We start from the raw sequence: 21,885 nt of genomic DNA on the forward strand, positions 1-21,885 counted from the left end.
CAATAAGTAAAAGGAAAATAGTTTTATGGAATACGTCATTTCAGTATTGCTCTCGGGAATATCGGTTGGCGGGCAATATGCTCTTATCGCAATCGGCTATACACTTGTATACGGAATACTTCGCCTCATCAACTTTGCTCACGGCGATGTATTCATGGTGGCAGGACTTATGGGAATATACTTCACGGCAACTTTGCCGATAGGAGAGTCACTGCCCCTGGTTATACTGCTTACGGTATTCTTAGGATTTACGATTGAGAGGGCTGCGTACAAGCCTCTTAGAGATGCGCCGAGAATGTCGGTTATGATCTCTGCGATAGGTGTGAGCTATCTTCTGCAAAATACCGCAACCTATGTTACCGGTGGACAGCCGATGACTTATCCCACAATACCGTTTTTATCTGACACGGTTAACGTTGCGGGAACCCAGACAAAATGGGTAGTTATAATAACACCATTCCTGGTATTTATCCTGGTTTATGCACTCACACAGCTCATAAACCGCACAAAGGTCGGAATGGCCATGAGAGCTGTTTCAAAGGATTTTGAGACCTCAAGACTCATGGGAATCAAGATAAATAACGTTATTTCCGCAACTTTCATAATCGGTTCCGCCCTTGCGGCAATTGGTTCCATACTGTTTTTCACAAACTATCCTGCAATTACGCCTACGGCCGGTGCAATGCCCGGCCTCAAGGCGTTTGTGGCGGCAGTTTTCGGAGGCATTGGTTCAATTCCCGGAGCTGTCATCGGAGCATTCCTTATCGGAATCTGTGAGACCATCATCAAGGGACTTCCCTCAGCATGGGACGTCTCAGTGTTCTCCGATGCATTCACCTTTGCACTCCTTATCATCATTCTAGTATTCAAACCGCAGGGACTCTTTGGAGAAGCTGCCACAGACAAGGTATAAATTATGAAACAAAAACAATCTAATCTTAAAGCATACATATTCATAGCAGTACTTCTGCTGCTTGTAATACTGCTGGAGAACATAAGCGCTATGATTCCGGGACTCCCGCAGGTATTCCAGCCCACCAGTCCGCTGTTTACGGTTTTAAAAAAAGCGGCTGTCTACTCACTGGTGGCAGTATCAATGAACCTTCTTAACGGATTTACAGGACTGTTCTCACTTGGACAGGCAGGCTTCATGCTTCTTGGTGCGTACACCTACGCAATACTTACAGTTCCTGCAGACCAGAAAGAACAGGTTTACTACCTTTTCGGAGGCTGCGCATTAAAATCCTCAATAATTGACGGACTTGGTGCCATCTTCGGAACGACCGGAGCCGGCGGTGCGATCAGCATGATACTCGGATGCTTCATAGCACTTATCCTTGCTGGATGCGTTGCTGCATTCTTCGCATATCTTATAGGAATCCCGGTTCTCAGACTTAAGAGCGACTACCTCGCAATAGCTACACTTGGCTTTGCTGAGATACTTCGTGCAATATTCCAGTGGCAAAAGCTTGGAAGAATCACAAACGGAGCCAACATGATTAAGGGCTTCCCGACCTTCTCAAGCTTCAACATCACCGATGCATCGGGGAACGTACTGGTCAGACTTTCAACCTTTATCCCGTTCCTTATTTCATCCATATGCATCGCAATCATAGTTCTTCTGATCCACAGCTCCTACGGACGCGCCTTTAAATCAATTCGCGACGACGAAGTTGCTGCAGAAGCTATGGGTATCAATCTTTTCAAACACAAGATGCTCTCGTTCGTCATCTCCAGCTTCTTTGCGGGAGTGGGCGGCGCGCTGTTTGCAATGTACGTTGCAAATGCACAGGCAAAAGCGTTTACCTCAGTAATGACTTACGAGATTCTTCTTATTGTAGTTATCGGCGGAATTGGTTCAGTAAGCGGAAGCATTCTCGCAACCTTCCTTTATGTTGCGTGCTCCGAGTGGTGGCTGAGATTCCTCGACAGCGAACAGTATATTGGCGGCTTCAAAGTGCCGCTTCTTAGAAACGGTTTCAGAATGGTGGTATTTTCCATAGTAATCATGGTAATAGTGCTGTTCTTCTCACAGGGCATAATGGGAAACAACGAGCTGAGCCTCAGCGGACTCATGAAAGTATTGTCCGGAAAAAGAGAAAGGAAACACTAGGATATGGGAAATGCGTTACGACTTGAAAATGTAACAATGCAGTTCGGAGGCGTTGTTTCGGTAAATAACCTGACGCTGGAGGTTCCGGAGCATAAGATAATTGCTCTGATCGGACCTAACGGAGCAGGAAAAACCACAGCATTTAACTGTATTACCGGAGTATATCAGCCTACGAACGGCCTTATAGAATTCATGGGAAAGCCCATGGTCAGAAATCATCCGACAGGAAAAGCGGCTAAGACCTATAAGGGTGAAAATGCCGACAAATATGCAAAGGAAGCAGTGCTTGCACCCACACCCGACCAGATAACCGGACTCGGAATCGCAAGAACTTTCCAGAACATCCGTCTCTGGAAGAGCATGACAGTTTTCGACAACGTGCTCATAGCGAAGCACCAGCATGCAAAGCAGAACGTATTCTCCGCAATTTTCAGGGGAAATCTCGCAGAAGAAAAGCGCATGAGAGAAGAGACCATGGAACTGCTGGTGGAGCAGGGACTTGATGCTTACAAGGACGAGCTTGCAGTGAGCCTTCCTTACGGACTTCAGAGACGTCTTGAGATAGCAAGAGCGCTTGCCACAAAACCGAAGCTCCTTCTTCTGGATGAGCCTGCAGCGGGCATGAATCCGCAGGAGACTAACGAACTGGCTGATTTTGTGCGTCAGATCCGTGATAAATACGACCTGACAGTATTTCTTATCGAGCACCATATGGACCTCGTTATGAATATTTCGGATTACATCTATGTTATCGATTTCGGCAGCGAGATCGCGCAGGGTGTACCCGAGGAGGTTCAGAAGAATCAGCGCGTAATAGAGGCATATCTGGGAGTTGCAGACGAGGACGAGAAATGAGTGAAAAAGTTTTACAGATAGATAATTTGCAGGTAAGCTATGGGGGCATCGAGGCTGTTCGAGGTATCAGCTTTGATGTAAATGAAGGTGAGATAGTTACACTTATCGGCGCGAACGGCGCAGGTAAGAGCTCAACACTTCGAACCATATCGGGACTTGTTAAACCCAAGGGCGGAAATATAGTTTTTGAAGGTGATGACATCACCGGAAAGGATCCGACAAGCATCGTATCAAAGGGCATCATGATGGTACCTGAGGGACGAAGGATTTTCCCCAACCTTACTGTTTTAGAGAATTTAAAAATCGGGGCTTATCTTAGAAAAGATGACCTCGAGGAGGATATCGAGAGAGTTTACGGATTTTTCCCGAGACTTAAGGAGCGCTCCTGGCAGGAAGGCGGTACGCTTTCAGGAGGAGAGCAGCAGATGCTTGCTGTAGGAAGAGCCCTTATGGGTAAGCCCAAGCTCCTTATGATGGATGAGCCATCCCTGGGACTTGCACCAATCGTAGTGCAGGAGATTTTCGAGATCATCCGCCAGATACATGAGGCCGGAACAACAGTCCTGCTAATCGAGCAGAACGCTAACATGGCTCTCCACGTTGCAGACAGAGCCTACGTCATAGAAAACGGTAAAATTTCCATGGAAGGTACCGGAACCGAGCTCCTGGAAGATGAAAAGGTACGCGCAGCATACCTTGGCAGCGCTTAACTAATCTGCTACAATTCTTCGTATGGGGACACAGGAAAAAACTGATAAAACATCAGACCAACTTAATAATCAAAAGTATTTACTTATAACAACTGTGCTCTTTACCATAATGACTCTTGTGGTAGGAGCACTTGTTTTTCGCTTTTATCTGGAAGATTACAGGAAATCTTCGGATGCAGAAGAGTATGATAAATACTATGTCATGATCACCGACAACTACAAGAGCGACTTCTGGCAGGCGATTTATAAAGGCGCTTTTGACGCAGCGAAGAGACAGAATATCTATGTGGATTTGCTTGGCCAGAACATCCAGGGACAGTACACCTGCGAGCAGCTTATGGAAATTGCCATCGCATCCAGGGTTGACGGAATCATCGTCTTTGCCAGTGAAAATGAGGAGATGACACAGCTCATTAACGAAGCAAATGAAAAGAAGATTCCGGTAGTCACACTCTACAGTGACAGCACGCACTCGGACAGACTCAGCTTCGTGGGTGTCGGCAGTTACAACATTGGACGAGAGTACGGCAGACAGATTTTCAACCTTATTAAGGAAAAAAGAAGTGATGATTTTGCCAATTCTCAGGCAGCCATAAGACGCACCACCACGGACGTAGCGGTGCTTGTTAATACGGATACCAGGGATTCGGGTCAGAACATCATCATCTCTGCGCTTCAGGAGACACTTGAGCAGGAGAACGCCACAGACTCCGAGTTTTCAATATCTCTCGTACCGGTGGACAACAAAAACATATTCTCGGTCGAGGAGTCTATTCGTGATATTTTCATGAATGATGACATCCCGGACGTTATCGTGTGCCTGAACGAGCTGAACACAGTCTGCGCATATCAGGCGGTTGTCGACTTTAACAAGGTTGGAGACGTGAATATTCTGGGATATTACAACTCGGAAGAAATCATGACTGCGATTTCCAAGAATATCGTCTACGCCACAATTTCCATAGATACAGAGCAGATGGGAAGATACTGCATCGATGCGTTGTCGGATTACTACCACTTCGGCAATACCAGCCAGTATTTCACCGCTGACGTAACCCTCATCAACAATCAGAATGTTGATGCATTCATGAAGAGGGAGAAAAGCGATGAATAAATTCTATAACCTCCCCCTGCAGAAAAAAATCGTCAGCATTTACATGCTTGCAAACTTCCTGATTTTTATAGTAAACATCTTCCTGATCTTTGGCATCAACAGCATGTCCAAGGAGATGGAGATGGTCTACCAGGACAACAGACAGCTGAATGAGCTGAATGAGGCGCTGACCGGAGTTCAGGACAGCATGACCGGATATCTGAGTTCTAAGACCACGGACTCTCTGGAAAATTACTACCGAAATGCACAGACTCTGCAGACACTTTCGGAAGAGCTTGGCGGAAAAGTGACAGACCTTTCCTTTAGCAGAATGAGGCGCAACATCAAAAACATGACCGAGAACTATCTTGATCAGGTGTCTCAGACAATCGAAGCAAAGCGTGGACGAAATGTAGAAAAATACAGAAACTTCTATGAAAAATCCACCGAGCTTTACGATTATATAAGTGCGTATATTGAAAGTCTGAACAACGAACAGTTTATCAGTAACTCAGAAAACTACACCGAGCTGACCGCGGCGTTCAGAACCTTCGAGAGACTTAGCGTCCTGGTACTGTCGCTAGTGATGATGGGAAATATCATAAGTATCACCATCATCGTCGGAATGATGATAAGACCTCTCAAGAAGCTTGCCGCTTCCGCAAACGAAGTGGCGGCCGGAAATTTTGACACCAAGCTTCCCGAGACTCCATATCACGACGAAATCGGTATAGTTACAGATGCCTTCGGACAGATGGTAATCAGTATCAAGGAGTACATCATAAGGCTCCGCGACAGTATGGAAAATGAGCGAAAGATGCAGGAAAAAGAGCTCACCATGGAAGCACATCTTAAGGATGCACAGCTAAAATACCTGCAGGCTCAGATCAATCCGCACTTTTTGTTTAACACCTTAAATGCCGGTGCCCAGCTCGCAATGATGGAGGGCGCTGACAGAACCTACGAATATGTCCAGACAGTTGCCGACTTTTTCAGATATAATGTTAAAAACCACGGCACGGAGGTTACCGTAAAAGAAGAGGTAACCCTGGTTGATAACTACATACAAATTCTGAATGTTCGCTTTTCGGGAGACATACAGTACAACAAACAGATTGATGAGAGACTTCTCGGAATTCACATGCCGAATATGATACTGCAGCCGATTGTTGAAAATGCGGTAAACCATGGCATCCGGGAAATGGGGGACAAGGGCGTGATAAGCCTTCGCGTCTACCGCGAGGACGACAATGCCTGCATAAGCATAGCCGATAACGGAAAGGGAATCGAACCTGAGGACATCGACAAAATACTCAGCGGAAGCTGGCATAGAAAAGAGCATCAGTACGACAACAACGGAATCGGCATGGATAACGTAATATCCAGACTTCGCATCTTCACGGAAAATGACGACGCTTTTTCCATTAAAAGTGAGGGGAAGGACAAGGGCTGCGAGGTAATCATAAGACTACCATTAGAGAAGGTATAAAACATGTACAGAATCATGCTTGCTGACGATGAGGGTATCGTCATTGATTCAATGAAATTCATAATTGAGAAGGAATTCGGCGCAGACTGTGACATCGAGTTTGCCAAGACCGGACGCAGCGTCATAGAGCTTGCGGAGCGCTTCAGGCCCGACATCGCCGTGATGGACATCCATATGCCCGGAATCAACGGCATCGAAGCTATGAAAGAGATTAAGAAATTTTCCGCAAATACAATTTTCATAATCATGACTGCATACGATAAGTTTGATTATGCAAAAGAGGCCATAAAGCTTGGCGTTCTCGACTACATCAACAAACCCGTTGATAGGATGAAAGTCATCGAAGTTTTGAAAAAAGCGATGGCACAGATAGATCGTGAGCGCGAAAAGAGAAGCAACGATCTTCTTATTAAAGAAAAGCTCGAGACGGTCGAGCCCATCATCGAGAACGGGCTTATTTACGACATTCTGCTCCAGGAGCACTTTGACGAGGATATCGACAGCTATAAGACGATACTTGGAATTGATGAGAACTACGGATATATGCTTGCAATTGTCTGCGGTGACTCCCAGGAGGGAAACCACATGACAAACGCAATCGGAAGTTCCGTAAAGCTCTCCGGAAAATATCAGGAAATCAGAGACTGCGTAAAGGAATTTTTTGACTGCAAAATCGGAAACGTAATGGCCAACAAAATCGCAGTGCTGGTGCCGCATCCGGATAATAAACTCGAGTATGCTGAGAGAACAGAGGCGGTGGATAAGGCGAGGGACCTTGCAAGGTATCTCAGGAAGAAAACTGACATCAAGTTCCGCGTTGGAATAGGAAAAGTAAAGCCTCTGCGTGAACTCGGCGACTCCTATCACGAAGCTCTGAACGCTCTTATTGCGACCACAGGAACTGTCGCCCATGCCGATGATCTTCCTATCAGCTGCGACTATGACGAGGGATATCCCATTGATCTTGAAAAGCAGCTGTTTGAAGCTGTTTCCAAGGGAGCCGTGGATGAGGCAGTCGTTATAGCCAACAAATATGCGGACTGGATGAGCCAGGCGGTTGTAAACGGCGACGTCATGGCCATGAGACTAAAGGTCCTGGAATTTTCATTATATGCGGAACGACTCATGTACTTAAATGGTGGACAGACCTACCATTATCAGGGAAGAAATAACTACCTTCCGGAGATCATGGCTCTGGAGACACCGCAGCAACTGCGGGAATGGTTTGTTGATAAGATTTCCTCCGCCTGCAAAAATGTATTAATTAAAAAAGAGGAAAAGTCCAACGACGCGATACAAACCGCAAAGCGTTACATCGAGGACAACTACGCTAAGGACATCTCCCTTGATGATGTTTCAAGAATAGTAAATATCTCGCCCTATTACTTCAGTAAGATTTTCAAGGACGAGAGTGGGTATAACTTTATCGAATATCTGACAAACGTCAGAATGGAGAGGGCCAAGGAGCTTCTGGACAATTCCGACATGTCCATGAAGGAAATCTGCGCGATGTGCGGATACACAGACCCCAACTACTTTAGCAGAAGCTTTAAGAAAAATGTGGGAGTTACTCCTACGGAATATAAGGATGGTAAGACTCCGGTAAGAAACTGATGGCCGGGAAGACTGATTATGAAGACTACAAGATTATCTACTATATTAAGAAGAAGCTGTGCGGTGCTGCTTACGATGTGCCTTCTTGCCTGCACACTCTGCGGGTGTACCGGAGAAGAGTCCGGCGGAAACGTTACCAAGAAAAAGGACAACAATAAAATACAGATCGGAATGACCTTCGATTCCTTCGTAATCGAGAGGTGGCAGAGAGACCGTGATGTATTCGTTTCGATGGCGAAGGAACTTGGCGCCGAGGTTAACATCCAGAATGCCAACGGCGACATCTCGGAGCAGAAAAAACAGATTGAATATTTTATAAAGAAGGGAATGGACGTAATCGTTATCGTATGCATAGATTCCATGGCTGTAAAGGCTAACATCCAGAAGGCCAAAGAGTCCGGAATCAAGGTAATTGCCTACGACAGACTGATCAGCGATTCCAATGTCGATTTTTATATATCCTTCGATAATGAAAAGGTCGGGCAGATGATGGGACAAGCGCTTGTTGATCAAGGCCTTACCAATGGAAAGGTCCTCATGGTATGCGGCCCTCACAGCGACAACAACGTTCCGATGGTTGGCAAGGGCTTCAAGGAAATCATGCAGGAGAACGGAAACGAAATCATCGACACCTTCTATGCAGACGGCTGGAAAGCAGAGCTTGCAACCGATTACATGGAGAAAAACATGTCGAGTGTCATAGAGTGCGACGCGATAATGTGCGGCAACGACGACCTTGCAAGCAGGGTGGTTACAGCACTTTCGGAGAAGAGACTTGCCGGTAAGAAGCTGGTTGTAGGACAGGATGCGGACCTCGAAGCATGCCAGAGAATCGTTGAAGGAACCCAGCTCATGACAGTGTACAAGCCCATTGAGAAACTCGCTCAGGCAGCAGCCGAGATAGCGGTAAAGATGGCTAAGGGTGAGGAAGTTACCACCCAGAGCGGACAGATTAGCACAATTTCGGACGGAACCTATGAGATTCCGTGTGTGAAAATAGACCCTGTGAGCGTCACGGCGGAGAACATGGATGAAGTCATAATTAAGAGTGGCTTCCACCTCAAGGAAGACGTGTACTTAAACGTTCACGAATAGCACAAATTAAAAATGTGAGACCCGTATAGCAAAAAAATGCTAGACGGGTCTTTTTGTGCGCCTTTTTAATTATGAAAATTTGAAGAACATCGTAAATCATTGCTATTCCTTTTATGTTAGAGTAATACTCGTAAACGACGGGGAACAAATCCCCGCAAGATAATTTCTCAATAGGGAGGGAAACAAAAATGAAGAGAAAACTTGTTAGTACTTTTCTTTCAGTAGCAATGGCTGCATCACTGCTTGTTGGATGCGGCGGCGGAAACACATCTGCTCCTGCTACTACTGACACAGCTACAGAGACTGAGGCTCCTGCAGCAGAGGAGACCACAGAGGCTGAGGCTCCTGCAGAAGAGGCAACTGAGGAAGCAGCTGCTGATACAACTGCAGCAGGCGGTGGCAAGGTTGGTGTTGCAATGCCTACAAAGGATCTCCAGAGATGGAACCAGGACGGCGCAAACATGGAAGCTCAGCTCAAGGACGCTGGCTATGAAGTAGACCTTCAGTATGCTTCAAACGACATCGCAACTCAGGTTTCTCAGATCGAGAACATGATCAGCTCAGGCGCACAGGTTCTGGTTATCGCATCTATCGATGGTGATTCACTTGGAACAGTTCTTGCACAGGCTAAGGAAGCAAACATTCCTGTTATCGCTTATGACCGTCTTATCATGAACTCAGACGCTGTTAGCTACTATGCAACATTCGATAACTACATGGTAGGTACAAAGCAGGGTGAGTACATCAGAGATCAGCTTGATCTTGAAAACGCTGATGGTCCTTTCAACCTTGAGATCTTCACAGGAGATCCCGGTGACAACAACGCTAAGTTCTTCTACAACGGTGCTGTAGACGTTCTTAAGCCTTTCATCGACGAGGGTAAGCTCGTTGTTAAGTCTGGTCAGGTTGACTTCGATAACGTTGCAACAGCTAACTGGGCAACAGAGACAGCACAGTCCAGAATGGATGCTATCATCTCTGCTAACTATGCAGATGGCACAAAGCTTGACGCAGTTCTTTGCTCTAACGACTCTACAGCACTCGGTGTTACAAACTCACTCGAGGCTAACTACACAGGCGATTGGCCGATCATCACTGGTCAGGACTGTGACGTAGCAAACGTTAAGAACATGATCGCTGGTAAGCAGTCAATGTCTATCTTCAAGGATACTCGTGACCTCGCAGCTAAGACAGTTGAGATGGTTGACGCTATCATGAAGGGCACAGAAGCACCTGTTAACGATACAAAGACATACGACAACGGCACAGGAGTTATTCCTTCATACCTTTGCGAGCCTGTATTTGCAGACGTTAACAACTACAAAGAGCTTCTTATCGACTCTGGTTACTACACAGAGGACGACCTCAAGTAATTTGAACTGAATTATCTTTCGGGCGGGTTCGAACAGGACCCGCCCAAATATTGAGAAATTCACTGGCGAGCAGTTTTGGTCCGGTGAACTACTTATGTAATAAGCAAGGCAACAAACAATAGAAGAATGGAATTAGGGTGTTTTTAACAATGAAGAATATAATTTGGAAAAGGAGGGGTTAACTTGGCGAAGATATTACTGGAAATGAAAAATATCACCAAAACCTTCCCCGGTGTGAAAGCCCTGGACAATGTAAATCTCCAGGTTGAAGAAGGCGAAATTCACGCACTGGTAGGTGAAAATGGAGCAGGAAAATCTACACTGATGAATGTTCTTAGTGGCATATATCCGTACGGAACCTACGAGGGCGATATTATATATGACGGAAATGTGTGCCAGTTTAACGACATTAAGGACAGTGAAGGAAAAGGAATAGTTATTATCCATCAGGAGCTTGCACTTATTCCTTACATGACAATTGCGGAGAACATGTTCCTCGGAAACGAGAGAGGAACTAAGTTCAAGATCAATTGGAATGAGACCAGCGATCTTGCACGCAAATATCTTGATATCGTTGGATTACCGGATAGCGCACAGACACAGATTAAGGATATAGGTGTTGGTAAACAGCAGCTTGTTGAGATTGCAAAAGCACTTTCAAAGAATGCAAGACTTCTTATTCTCGACGAGCCTACATCATCACTTAATGAGACAGATTCCAAGGCTCTGCTTGATCTTATGCTTAAGCTCAAGAAGGAGCAGGGACTTACATCAATCATCATCTCACATAAGCTCAACGAGGTATCTTACGTTGCAGACAAGATCACGGTTATCCGTGACGGTTCTACAATCGAGACACTGACTAAGGGCGTTGATGACTTCTCAGAAGACAGAATCATCAAGGGCATGGTTGGTCGTGAAATAGCAGACCGTTTCCCGAAGAGAGAACACCATGTCGGCGACGAAGTCATGATGGAAGTAAAGAACTGGAATGTTTACCATCCTTTATATAGCGATAGAAAAGTTGTTAAAGATGTCAGCATTCACGTTAAGAAGGGTGAAGTACTCGGCATATCAGGACTCATGGGTGCAGGCCGTACCGAGCTTGCAATGAGCCTATTCGGAAAGAGCTATGGAGACAACATCTCCGGACAGCTTTTCATAAAAGGACAGGAAGTTCACCTCAATACAGTACAGGATGCAATAAAGCACAAGCTTGCATATGTTACTGAGGACAGAAAGGGTAACGGACTTATCCTGACAAACCCGATCAAGATTAACACAACACTTGCTAATCTCGATGCGGTAAGTAAGAAGACAGTAATTGATAAAGATAAGGAATACAGTGTAGCAGTAGACTACAAGGAGAAGCTTAAGACTAAGGCTCCTTCAGTAGAACAGAACGTAGGAAACCTCTCCGGTGGTAACCAGCAGAAGGTACTTCTTGCAAAGTGGATGTTCGCAGACCCTGATATTCTTATACTCGATGAGCCTACAAGAGGTATCGACGTAGGTGCTAAATACGAAATCTACTGCATCATCAACCAGCTGGTAGCTGAGGGCAAATCAGTAATCATGATTTCTTCAGAGCTTCCCGAGATCCTTGGTATGTGTGACAGAATTTATGTCATGAACGAAGGCAGAATGGTAGGAGAGCTTGATGGAAAAGAAGCTACTCAGGAAAAGATTATGGCTAAGATTTTACAGTCATCCGGAAATAAGGAGGTTAAATAATGAATAAGGACCAGGTTCTTGGCTTTTTAAAGAAAAATACTATGATCATCGTACTCGTCATAGTAGTTGCATTCTTCTCATGGAGAACAGGCGGAGCAATTCTGCTTCCCATGAACGTTAGTAACTTGATTTCACAAAACGCTTACGTGTTCGTACTTGCAACAGGTATGCTCCTGTGTATCTTAACCGGTGGTAACATCGATCTTTCAGTTGGATCGGTTGTCTGCTTCGTAGGTGCGGTTGGTGCGACTCTCATGGTTAACATGAACATCCCGATCCCGCTTGCAATTCTTATCATGATTGCTCTTGGTACAGCAATCGGTGCTTTCCAGGGATTCTGGATCGCATTTGTTAGAATTCCTCCTTTCATCGTAACACTTGCAGGAATGCTTGTTTTCAGAGGACTTTCAAACGTAGTACTTAACGGACTTACAGTTTCCATCAAGGATAAGACAACATTCGTTAACCTCTTCGGTGGCGGTGCTGACTGCTATATCCACGACATCTTCGGAAACGGAACACTTAACCTTACATGTCTCTTTGGCGGACTTGTTGCAACAGCAGTATTCATCGTTCTTCAGGTTTCATCACGTATTCAGAGATCCAAGAAGAACTATGACGTAGAGCACTTCGGAGCATTCGTTGGAAAGCTTGTTGTTATCTCAGCTGTAATCGTTCTCTTCGCTTACAAGCTTGCACAGCACAAGGGTATTCCTACAGTTCTCATCTGGGTTCTCATCGTAGTACTTGTTTACGGTTACATCACAAACAACACAACTGTTGGACGTTACTTCTACGCAGTAGGTGGTAACGAGAAGGCTACAAAGCTTTCAGGTATCAATACAAACAGAGTTTACTTCCTTGCATACACAAACATGGGATTCCTTGCAGCACTTGCAGGAATGATCACAATAGCTCGTCTTACATCAGCTCAGCCTACATACGGCCAGAACTACGAGATGGACGCTATCGGATCCTGCTTCATCGGTGGTGCATCTGCATACGGCGGAATTGGTACTGTTCCCGGAGTTATCGTCGGTGCGGTTCTTATGGGTGTTATCAACCTTGGTATGTCACTTATGGGTGTTGATGCCAACATGCAGAAGGTGGTTAAGGGTGTCGTTCTTCTTGCAGCCGTTATCTTCGACGTTGTATCAAAGCGTGGCGGTAAGATGATCGTTAAGAACTGATTTTGATATTGGAAAATGCCCGATTTTTCAAATAAATGAAATGAATTTCAAGGCCTCTCCCTTTAAACGGGGAGAGGCTTGTTTATGATTATTTAACTATTTCTCGTTAAAAAGTATGGTAAAATAATCATAACTACGAGGATAGGAGGTATCCTGATGAATCCGGCATGCAGCACATATGATAAGTACAAGATTATAGCTGAATCTGTTGAGAATCCGTGTGCAATTTTGGCAGTTACAAGAGACGAGGATGGAACTGCAAAGGATGTCCAGATTTTTGCTGCTAATGATAAGTTCAGCATGACCGGAGAAAACGTGGAGGGAGATTCCTATACCAAATATCTTCCCAGGGAGCCTGAATTTGAAAATATGTGCATCAAGGCTGCTTTTGAGGGAGAAAAATTCCATAATTATGTAGATACCACAAAGTCCCTGGGAGTCTGGACAGACAACATAATTTTGCCGTTAAAGCAGGAGGAGGACGGAAGCGTTGGATATTGCCAGTATATCTATGAGCTTACAAAGGAAATGGATGCCGGCAAGTTTTCATCTCTGTCGCCGATAATTGCGGGATTTGTGATAAAGAGCTGCCTTGAGCTTCGTACGGATCACGATTTTAAGACCAATCTGGGGCAGGTAATTAAGGACATTCGCGAGTTTACGGATGCTTCTTCCGCATGCGTAATTTCCCTGAATAAAGAAAAGAAAAAGGCTGAGATAATCAGTCAGGACCATAAGGAAGGAATTCTTTGGGCTGCGCAGATTTACATGAAGGTTCCTTATGACATAGCGGAATCCTGGGGTGAGATCGTCGGTGAGAGTGACTGCTTTATCATGAGAAATAAAGCGGAGATAGAAAGAATCAAAGAGATTGCTCCCGGGTGGGCGAAGGCTTTAAAGAGCGAAAACGCTGAAAGTCTCTGCCTTGTGCCTTTAAAGCAAAGGCTTGAGACCGTGGGATATATTCTTCTTACAAACTTTAACGTTGATAATGCAAACATGATAAAGGATACGCTGGAGATTCTCTCGGTTTTCCTGTCATCGGAGATGGCTAACAGCCAGTTCTTAAAGCGCCTTGAGTGGCTGACAAGCGTTGATATGCTCACGGGTGTTAGAAACAGAGCGGCTATGAATCGCACAGTGGACGAATTTGCCGAGCTCCTTAAGTGGAAAAAAGAGCCCTTTGGCGTTGCATTTTGCATGATGAACGGCCTTCAGTATCTGAATGAGAAAAACGGACATGACGCCGGAAATCAGGCTCTTGAAAAAGCTGGCCAGATACTCAGAGAGACCTTCGATGAAACAGAGGTCTTCAGATCAAGCGGCGAGGAATTTTCCATTGTCTGCGAGAACATAGATAAGACTGAATTTACAGAAAAAATTGAGAAGCTGCGTGAGAGATGCAGCGATCCGGATGGCGTCTATTTTGCCATTGGCTATGAGTATGACGACACCGAGGGAGATATCAGACGCGCTCTCCGCCATGCGAATAAACAGATGCTTCGCGAGAAGGAAGCATTCTACGAGAAGTATCCGGAGAAGAAGTATTGAACAATATGAAGCCTTCCCCTTGGGGGGCGCTCGACGTCCGGGGGACGTCGGTTCAGCGCGGACCGAAGCGGAGCGAAGACAGGTGGCACGAAGTGCCGGATGAGGGGTAAAACAGGAGGACAACAATATTATGAAAAATAAACTGGTAAGTATTATGATGGTGGCAGCACTTATGGTATCGATGATATCAGGCTGTTCTTCAGGTAATACAAACAATGAGACAGCAGGAACAGAGCAGACTTCTACTGAGAACACCACTACAACATCTACAGGCGGTAACGACGTCAAAGCAGCCAGCCTTCTTGATAAGAAGGTCGGAATTTGCATCTATCAGTTCGATGACGATTTTATGGCTCTTTTCAGAAATGAGCTCAAAAGCTACATGGTTGCACAGGGATTTTCCGCTGACAACGTAAGCATAGTTGATAGCGAGGGTAATCAGGCAGTGCAGACAGCACAGATTCAGGATTTCATAAAGGATGGAGTGGATGTACTCATCGTGAATCCGGTAAATACTTCATCAGCTTCCGATATAACTGATCTTGTAGTCGGTGCCAATATCCCGCTTGTGTACATCAACCGTGAGCCCGATAACAAAGAAGAACAGAGATGGAGAGATAACAACTGGAAGGTATGCTATGTTGGCTGCGATGCCCGCCAGTCCGGAACATATCAAGGCGAGATCATCTCAGATCTTGGTATGGATACCATTGACATGAACAAGAATGGTAAAGTCGACTATATCATGATACAGGGCGATCCTGAGAATATCGACGCACAGTATCGCACAGACTTTTCAATAAAGGCACTTCAGGACGCAGGAATGGATGTTAACTGCCTTACAAGCGGAGTCGGCAACTGGGATAAGCAGCAGGCAAAGAATCTTGTTGCTGATGCACTTGAGGCTCATCCCGAGACCGAAGTTGTATTCTGCAACAATGATGCAATGGCTCTCGGGGCCCTTGAATCCATCGAAGATGCCGGCAGAACAGTCGGAACCGACATCTATCTTGTAGGTGTGGATGCCCTTGTGGAAGCCCTCGAAGATGTTATCGACGGCAAGATGACAGGAACAGTCTTTAACGATCATTTCTCACAGGCTCACAGTGCTGCCGACGCAGCTATCAACTACATCAAAGGCCAGAGCAACGAGAACTACATCGGCTGCGACTACGTGAAGATCACAAGTGATAATGCACAGAAGATATTGGATGCAGTGAAGTGATTGGATTTGGATGATTAGTGATATGAATATTATTGAAAGGGCTGGAAAATCCAGCCCTTTCAGATTATAAATAAATGGAGCAATACAAGCATAATATGAACATAACAATTACAGATGATTTCGACCTTAAGAAAATACAGCTGAGCGGACAATGCTTCCGCGTAAAAGAAACAGCTCCCGGAGTATTCAGATTTATAACCGGGGATAATGTGGTGTACATAAAGAAACTTGATGATAAGAAGAACACCTACGAAGTTTCCTGCTCCGAAGAAGAGTGGAAATCCATCTGGGAACCATACTTTGATTTCGAAAGAAATTATGCAGACATATGCAAGAAAGAGTGTGGGAAATACGCATTTTCAGATAAGGCCATCGACTTTGGCAGAGGGCTCAGAATTCTAAAACAAGATAAGTGGGAGATGCTGATATCCTTCATAATTTCACAGAGAAAGAGCATCCCGGCTATATCGAGTGCGGTAGAGGCTGTTTCCAGAAAATTTGGAACAAGAATAACTACAGCAGTTCAGACCCAGCAAGACGATACCGAAATCTACGCCTTCCCCACCGCCTACCAGATGGCATCGGCGACTCTAGAGGACCTGAAAGAGTGTGGCCTTGGCTACAGGGCTCCCTACGTGCTCGATGCAATCAGAAAAGTCTGTAACGGCGAACTTGATCTTGACGCAATAGATGCTCTAGATGATCAAGATCTTTTTGAGAAACTCATGGAAGTTCACGGAGTAGGAAAAAAGGTGTCCAATTGCATCTGCCTTTTTGCATATGCCAGAATGGGCAGAGCCCCGGTGGATGTCTGGATTGAACGTGCTATCAATGAAGAGTTTGGCGGAGTCAATCCGTTTCCGGAATATGGTGAAAACGCCGGCATCATACAGCAGTACATATTTTATTATCAAAAAATGCATGAGAGAGGCAATAATTGAGAAGAGTTTTTATGAAAGATTTGATAAGTTTAATTAAACATATAAAAAGTGCCTTGGTAAGCATGCCGGTACGGATGGCAGCAGGTGTATTCATAGCCATTTTCATCGCAATCCCGCAGATTGCCCATGCCGGCTACGTGGTGGACATTGACTCTCCCGATGGACCAAGGGGCTATGGGGTGTACATTGGCGCGAGCGCGGAGCAGCTCCACAAGAAGCTCGACGGCGACACCAACATTGGCCTTGCGGTAATTGATGCGCAGTATCTTACGGCAGAGGATATAGGCTCTTTGAAAAAAGCCGGCAGGCGGATTTACACCTATCTGAATGTAGGCTCTATTGAAGATTTCAGGGATTACTACAAGACTTTTTCAGATATAACACTTGCTGAGTATGAAAACTGGCCCGGAGAATACTGGGTTGATGTATCAGAAGAGTCCTGGCAGGATTTTATTTGTGATACTCTTGCTGCACAGTATGTGGCAAAGGGAGTTGATGGATTTTTCATAGATAATCTGGACGTATATTATATGTATCCGCATTCCTGGATCTACAAAGGAATTGTGAAAATACTTCAGAGGCTTGACGACAAGTACCATCTTCCGATCATTGTGAACGGCGGAGATACGTTTGTGTCGCAGCTCATGGATGAGAACAAACAGGACATTATCGCCGGAATCAACCAGGAGTCGGTTTTCAGTACGATCCTGGATTATGAAAAGGGCGAGTTTGGCGAGCAGACCGCATTTGACAGAAAATATTACACGGAGTATCTGGCCCGTGCGAAAAAAGAAGGCCTCGTGGTATTCATGATCGAGTACACCAACGACATGAGGCTTGTGGATAAAATCAGTGAATTCTGCACGCAGAATGGTTACAAATGCTATGTCACGGATTCGCTGAAACTCGATGGAAACGTGGAGTGAAAAGTTGTGGGGGATTTATGAAAAGATGTGTTGTAGTTGGGGGATCACCAATTGAAAACTATGAGTTTGTCCGCGGGCGCCTCAGTGATGATGATTTTTTCATCTACTGCGACTGTGGACTTTCTCACATGGAAGGGCTTGGATTCAAGCCTTCTTTAATTGTGGGGGACTTCGATTCCCATGAAAATCCCGAATTAGATGTAGAAACCATAGTGCTGCCCACAGAAAAGGATGACACAGACACCGTTTACGCCGTAAAGGAAGCAATAAGCCGCGGCTTTACTGAGTTTGTGCTAGTTGGCGCGCTTGGAAAAAGATTTGACCATACACTTGGAAACCTCGCAATTTTGCTAATGCTGGATTCTAAGGGGCTATCGGGAATCATTTTAGATGATTACTCTGAGATCAGAGTAGTGTCGGGAAAATTCACGATATCCGAAAAATGCAAGTATTTCTCAGTGCTGGCGGCAGGCGGTGACGCCCACGGCGTAACAATAAAAAATGCAAAATACAACATTGAAGATGCTGACATTATCTCGGATTTTCCGCTGGGAGTTTCCAATGAAATTCCTGATGGCAATATCGCCGAAATCAGCGTACGAGAAGGCAGGCTGTTTGTTATTAAAATATTTAATGAATAAAGAACTGTTCGATAAAAATTGAATGGCAAAAAATAGAAAGAGTTTTCAGTACGAGGGAGGAAAGACATGATATTTCTTGAAAAAGACGGAGCACTTATTGCAAAAAGACAGGGGGAAACACTGAGAATAGAGCCCTGGGGCAAGAATTCACTGAGAGTTCGAAGCACCATGTATCCGGAGTTCACCGGAAGAAACTGGGCGCTCGCAGATGACGACGGGTGCATGGGAAAAGGCGCATCTACCGGTGGCAGCGCGGCCAAAGGCGAAATTTCTATCACAGAGCGCGAGGACGGCCCATTTGCGAGCATTGAAAACGGCAAGATCAAGGCAACCGTGAACTTTGCGGGAGTAATAACTTTTTATAAAGATGAAAAGATGTTCCTTCGCGAGTATTTTCGCTGCTACGGTGGAACCGAGTCAAAGGAATCAAGATGCCTTAAATACATTAACCGCGATTACAAGCCGCATGTGGGCGGCGACTACCGCATCACACTCAAATTCGAGAGTAACGACGGCGAGAAAATATTCGGAATGGGACAGTACCAGCAGCCCTACACGGACCTGAAGGGATGCATCCTCGACCTCGAGCAGAGAAATTCACAGGTGTCTGTACCTTTCGCAGTATCCAGCCTTGGCTACGGATTTTTATGGAACAATCCGGCCGTAGGCCGCGTAACCTTCGGAAACAACTACACCGAGTGGGTGACTGAGGCCTCAAAGGAGCTTGACTACTGGATCACAGCTGAGGACACACCAAGACAGATTATTGAAAATTACACCGAAGTGACCGGCCGTGCGCCGCAAATGCCTGACGAGCTGCTGGGACTCTGGCAGTGCAAACTCAGATACCGCACACAGGAGGAAGTCCTCACCGTAGCCCGCACCTGCAAGGAGAAGGGCGTGCCGATCGACTGCATCGTTATCGACTTCTTCCACTGGACCGTTCAGGGCGACTGGAAATTTGACGAGACCTATTGGCCTGATCCCAAGGCGATGGTGGACGAGCTCCACAGCATGGGCATCAAGGTCATGGTTTCCGTATGGCCTTCAGTCGACAAACGCAGCGAGCACTTTTACGACATGTTGGAAAAGGGCCTCCTTGTGAAAAATGAAAGAGGCGGACTTCAGAACTATGATTATCAGGGGGATTGCACAGTTTTCGATGCGACCAACCCCGATGCCAGAGACTATGTATGGCAGGTTTGCAAGAAAAATTACTATGATCTCGGCATAGACATGTTCTGGCTCGATAACTCTGAGCCTGACCTTATCAAGTATGACTTCGACGCCCTAAGGTACTACATGGGACCGGCACTGGAAGTCAGCAACATCTATCCGCAGTGCTATAGCCGCACCTTCTACGACAACATGAAAAAAGAGCAGAATACACCGGTAGTCAACCTCCTCCGCTCAGCCTGGGCCGGAAGCCAGAAGTACGGAAATGTTGTCTGGTCCGGAGATGTACCGAGTACTTTTGAAGCATTAAGGGACCAGATCGCTGCAGGCCTCAATATGGGACTTGCCGGAATTTCATGGTGGACAACCGACATCGGCGGCTTCATGACCGACGATGTGAATGATCCCGATTTCAGACAGCTCCTTATCAGATGGTTTGAATTTGCGGTATTTTCACCAATCCTCCGAATCCACGGAGACAGAGGTCCCTATGACATTCCTCCGCTTGATAACAGAGATTTCGGCGGCGGATATCTTCACACCGGCCAGGACAATGAACTCTGGAGTTACGGCGAAGACAATTTCAAGATAATGAAGGATCAGCTGAATTTAAGACATGAGCTGAAGCCCTATATAAAATCACTTTTTGAAGAAACAAGCAAAAACGGCTCACCTATAATCAGGACACTTTTCTACGAGTTCCCGAATGATGAAAAGTGCTGGGAAACCTACGATGAGTACATGTTCGGAAGTGACTACCTGGTTGCTCCGATCCTTGAACTGAATCAGTTTGAGAGGCAGGTATACCTTCCTCAAGGAAAGTGGGAAGACATAAGAGACGGCAAGATTTACGATGGCGCGCAGACAATTACTGTAAAAGCTCCGATTGAATCAATTCCTGTATTTAGAAAAAAGTAAGGAGAGACACAATGCGAGACAAGAAAAAACTATTCACAGAATGTATTGACAGAATCATAGACTCAGGAGAGTTGGTGGGTTTAAATGCTCTTGTCCTGAAGGATGGTGAGGAAAAAATGTACGCAGAGGCGGGCTTTGCGGATCTTGAAGCAAAAAAGCCGTTTAAGCGTGATACCATCGTAAGGCTCTACTCCCAGAGTAAGCCAATAACTGCGGCGGCAGCGATGCTCCTCATTCAGGACGGAATAATTGAGCCCTACGAGCCTGTCGGAAACTACATCGAGAGCTTCAAAAATCAGGAAATAGTTGAAGGCGGAGTAAGAAGGCCCGTGAGATGGGATCGCCCGATGTTCATAAAGGACCTTCTCGACATGACCTCAGGGCTTGTTTATCCCTTCGACAACACGGCGGCGGAGATCACAACAGGGCAGCTTTATAACGAGCTGATCGACAGACTTCCCACCGATAACATGATGAGCACCATGGAGTTCGCTGAGCGCTTGGGCAGACTTCCGCTTGAATTCCAACCCGGGGACCACTTCCGCTACGGCACAAGCGCCGACGTACTTGGCGCTGTAATAGAGACGGCTTCCGGAATGAAGTTCGGAGACTTCCTGAAGGAGCGCATCTTTGAGCCGCTTAACATGAAGGACACCGGATTCTATGTGCCTGAGGAAAAAATGGACCGGTTCGCAACTGCCTATGATTGCTACGGCGAAGCACCTGTCAGATACAGCGGCAACAACCTGGGTATCCGAGATGATGGAAAAAAGAATGCCTTCGAATCAGGCGGCGCGGGCATTTTCTCAACAATTGACGACTACGCGAACTTTGCAAGAATGCTCATGAACGGCGGTATTTTTGAAGGAAAAGAAATCCTCACAAAGAATACCGTGCGCTTTATGACAGGAGCTCAGCTCACAGATGAGCAGCAAAACGACATGAAAACCTGGAGCGCCCTCGGCGGATTTTCTTACGGCAATCTTATGCGCATAATGAAGAATCCCGGAAGAGCCGGAATAATCGCAGGCGAAGGCGAGTACGGCTGGGATGGCTGGCTTGGCCCCTATTTCTGCAATGATCCCGAGAGCGGAACAACCTTCCTTATGCTGACTCAGAGAGTTGATTACGGCACCGGAGTTGCCACGAGAAAACTGAGGAATATAATCTTTTCATAAACGGAAAAACGCTACTTTTTTATAGTTATTTAACGAATACTTCAGCGCCGGTGTGCTAAGATT

General features: G+C 45.8%; 18 protein-coding genes. All 18 read left to right on the forward strand.

Going from position 1 to position 21,885, the window contains the following annotated elements; genetic code table 11:
• Positions 1 to 25 precede the first annotated feature (25 nt).
• On the forward strand, positions 26 to 913 hold the full coding sequence (locus BMW61_RS10985; RefSeq protein WP_091821819.1) for a branched-chain amino acid ABC transporter permease: 888 nt from the start codon (positions 26 to 28) through the stop codon (positions 911 to 913).
• Positions 914 to 916: 3 nt separating this feature from the next.
• Positions 917 to 2,113, forward strand: coding sequence for a branched-chain amino acid ABC transporter permease (locus BMW61_RS10990; RefSeq protein ID WP_044959220.1), 1,197 nt, complete (start codon positions 917 to 919; stop codon positions 2,111 to 2,113).
• A gap of 3 nt (positions 2,114 to 2,116) precedes the next feature.
• Positions 2,117 to 2,968 carry an ABC transporter ATP-binding protein gene (locus BMW61_RS10995; protein WP_022760992.1) on the forward strand — a complete coding sequence of 284 codons (852 nt, stop codon included), beginning with the start codon at positions 2,117 to 2,119 and terminating at the stop codon, positions 2,966 to 2,968.
• Positions 2,965 to 3,678, forward strand: coding sequence for an ABC transporter ATP-binding protein (locus BMW61_RS11000; RefSeq protein WP_022760993.1), 714 nt, complete (start codon positions 2,965 to 2,967; stop codon positions 3,676 to 3,678). Before BMW61_RS10995 ends, BMW61_RS11000 begins: the two co-directional genes overlap by 4 nt.
• A gap of 22 nt (positions 3,679 to 3,700) precedes the next feature.
• Positions 3,701 to 4,792 (forward strand): substrate-binding domain-containing protein, encoded by a 1,092-nt coding sequence (locus BMW61_RS11005; RefSeq protein ID WP_091821822.1) that lies wholly within the window; start codon positions 3,701 to 3,703, stop codon positions 4,790 to 4,792.
• Complete coding sequence (locus BMW61_RS11010) at positions 4,785 to 6,260, forward strand: histidine kinase (RefSeq protein WP_091821825.1); 1,476 nt, start codon at positions 4,785 to 4,787, stop codon at positions 6,258 to 6,260. Before BMW61_RS11005 ends, BMW61_RS11010 begins: the two co-directional genes overlap by 8 nt.
• 3 nt (positions 6,261 to 6,263) lie before the next feature.
• Entirely contained in the window at positions 6,264 to 7,874 is a 1,611-nt protein-coding gene (locus tag BMW61_RS11015) for a helix-turn-helix domain-containing protein (protein WP_022760996.1), read from the forward strand.
• A gap of 18 nt (positions 7,875 to 7,892) precedes the next feature.
• The gene (locus tag BMW61_RS11020) at positions 7,893 to 8,969 is read left to right on the forward strand and encodes a sugar ABC transporter substrate-binding protein (protein WP_242876705.1); all 1,077 of its coding nucleotides are present in this window, start codon (positions 7,893 to 7,895) and stop codon (positions 8,967 to 8,969) included.
• Between the two features lie 188 nt (positions 8,970 to 9,157).
• Complete coding sequence (gene chvE, locus BMW61_RS11025; protein ID WP_091821827.1) at positions 9,158 to 10,342, forward strand: multiple monosaccharide ABC transporter substrate-binding protein; 1,185 nt, start codon at positions 9,158 to 9,160, stop codon at positions 10,340 to 10,342.
• Positions 10,343 to 10,525: 183 nt separating this feature from the next.
• Complete coding sequence (gene mmsA / locus BMW61_RS11030) at positions 10,526 to 12,076, forward strand: multiple monosaccharide ABC transporter ATP-binding protein (protein ID WP_022760999.1); 1,551 nt, start codon at positions 10,526 to 10,528, stop codon at positions 12,074 to 12,076.
• Positions 12,073 to 13,266 (forward strand): multiple monosaccharide ABC transporter permease, encoded by a 1,194-nt coding sequence (mmsB, locus tag BMW61_RS11035; RefSeq protein WP_091821829.1) that lies wholly within the window; start codon positions 12,073 to 12,075, stop codon positions 13,264 to 13,266. The genes mmsA and mmsB overlap by 4 nt, the downstream gene beginning before the upstream one ends.
• 156 nt (positions 13,267 to 13,422) lie before the next feature.
• Positions 13,423 to 14,817, forward strand: coding sequence for a GGDEF domain-containing protein (locus BMW61_RS11040; RefSeq protein WP_091821831.1), 1,395 nt, complete (start codon positions 13,423 to 13,425; stop codon positions 14,815 to 14,817).
• Positions 14,818 to 14,947: 130 nt separating this feature from the next.
• Positions 14,948 to 16,042 (forward strand): substrate-binding domain-containing protein, encoded by a 1,095-nt coding sequence (locus BMW61_RS11045; protein ID WP_091821833.1) that lies wholly within the window; start codon positions 14,948 to 14,950, stop codon positions 16,040 to 16,042.
• Positions 16,043 to 16,137: 95 nt separating this feature from the next.
• The gene (locus tag BMW61_RS11050; RefSeq protein ID WP_091821836.1) at positions 16,138 to 16,983 is read left to right on the forward strand and encodes a DNA glycosylase; all 846 of its coding nucleotides are present in this window, start codon (positions 16,138 to 16,140) and stop codon (positions 16,981 to 16,983) included.
• 11 nt (positions 16,984 to 16,994) lie between these two features.
• Entirely contained in the window at positions 16,995 to 17,909 is a 915-nt protein-coding gene (locus BMW61_RS11055) for an endo alpha-1,4 polygalactosaminidase (protein ID WP_139176280.1), read from the forward strand.
• 17 nt (positions 17,910 to 17,926) lie between these two features.
• Complete coding sequence (locus BMW61_RS11060; RefSeq protein ID WP_091821840.1) at positions 17,927 to 18,550, forward strand: thiamine diphosphokinase; 624 nt, start codon at positions 17,927 to 17,929, stop codon at positions 18,548 to 18,550.
• 66 nt (positions 18,551 to 18,616) lie between these two features.
• Positions 18,617 to 20,644, forward strand: coding sequence for a glycoside hydrolase family 31 protein (locus BMW61_RS11065; RefSeq protein ID WP_091821843.1), 2,028 nt, complete (start codon positions 18,617 to 18,619; stop codon positions 20,642 to 20,644).
• Between the two features lie 11 nt (positions 20,645 to 20,655).
• Complete coding sequence (locus BMW61_RS11070) at positions 20,656 to 21,822, forward strand: serine hydrolase domain-containing protein (RefSeq protein WP_091821846.1); 1,167 nt, start codon at positions 20,656 to 20,658, stop codon at positions 21,820 to 21,822.
• Positions 21,823 to 21,885 lie beyond the last annotated feature (63 nt).

The organism is Butyrivibrio sp. ob235 (assembly GCF_900109475.1).
Taxonomy (GTDB): Bacteria; Bacillota; Clostridia; order Lachnospirales; family Lachnospiraceae; genus Butyrivibrio.

Excerpts from the sequence above, each read along its gene's own strand:
- BMW61_RS11010 (WP_091821825.1), top strand. The coding sequence starts at position 4,785 with ATGAATAAATTCTATAACCTCCCCCTGCAGAAAAAAATCGTCAGCATT.
- BMW61_RS11060 (WP_091821840.1), top strand. The coding sequence starts at position 17,927 with ATGAAAAGATGTGTTGTAGTTGGGGGATCACCAATTGAAAACTATGAG.
- BMW61_RS11055 (WP_139176280.1), top strand. The coding sequence starts at position 16,995 with ATGAAAGATTTGATAAGTTTAATTAAACATATAAAAAGTGCCTTGGTA.
- BMW61_RS11050 (WP_091821836.1), top strand. The coding sequence starts at position 16,138 with ATGAACATAACAATTACAGATGATTTCGACCTTAAGAAAATACAGCTG.
- BMW61_RS10990 (WP_044959220.1), top strand. The coding sequence starts at position 917 with ATGAAACAAAAACAATCTAATCTTAAAGCATACATATTCATAGCAGTA.
- BMW61_RS11065 (WP_091821843.1), top strand. The coding sequence starts at position 18,617 with ATGATATTTCTTGAAAAAGACGGAGCACTTATTGCAAAAAGACAGGGG.
- BMW61_RS11020 (WP_242876705.1), top strand. The coding sequence starts at position 7,893 with ATGAAGACTACAAGATTATCTACTATATTAAGAAGAAGCTGTGCGGTG.
- BMW61_RS11070 (WP_091821846.1), top strand. The coding sequence starts at position 20,656 with ATGCGAGACAAGAAAAAACTATTCACAGAATGTATTGACAGAATCATA.
- BMW61_RS11015 (WP_022760996.1), top strand. The coding sequence starts at position 6,264 with ATGTACAGAATCATGCTTGCTGACGATGAGGGTATCGTCATTGATTCA.
- chvE (WP_091821827.1), top strand. The coding sequence starts at position 9,158 with ATGAAGAGAAAACTTGTTAGTACTTTTCTTTCAGTAGCAATGGCTGCA.
- BMW61_RS10985 (WP_091821819.1), top strand. The coding sequence starts at position 26 with ATGGAATACGTCATTTCAGTATTGCTCTCGGGAATATCGGTTGGCGGG.
- BMW61_RS11000 (WP_022760993.1), top strand. The coding sequence starts at position 2,965 with ATGAGTGAAAAAGTTTTACAGATAGATAATTTGCAGGTAAGCTATGGG.
- BMW61_RS11005 (WP_091821822.1), top strand. The coding sequence starts at position 3,701 with ATGGGGACACAGGAAAAAACTGATAAAACATCAGACCAACTTAATAAT.
- BMW61_RS11045 (WP_091821833.1), top strand. The coding sequence starts at position 14,948 with ATGAAAAATAAACTGGTAAGTATTATGATGGTGGCAGCACTTATGGTA.
- BMW61_RS10995 (WP_022760992.1), top strand. The coding sequence starts at position 2,117 with ATGGGAAATGCGTTACGACTTGAAAATGTAACAATGCAGTTCGGAGGC.
- BMW61_RS11040 (WP_091821831.1), top strand. The coding sequence starts at position 13,423 with ATGAATCCGGCATGCAGCACATATGATAAGTACAAGATTATAGCTGAA.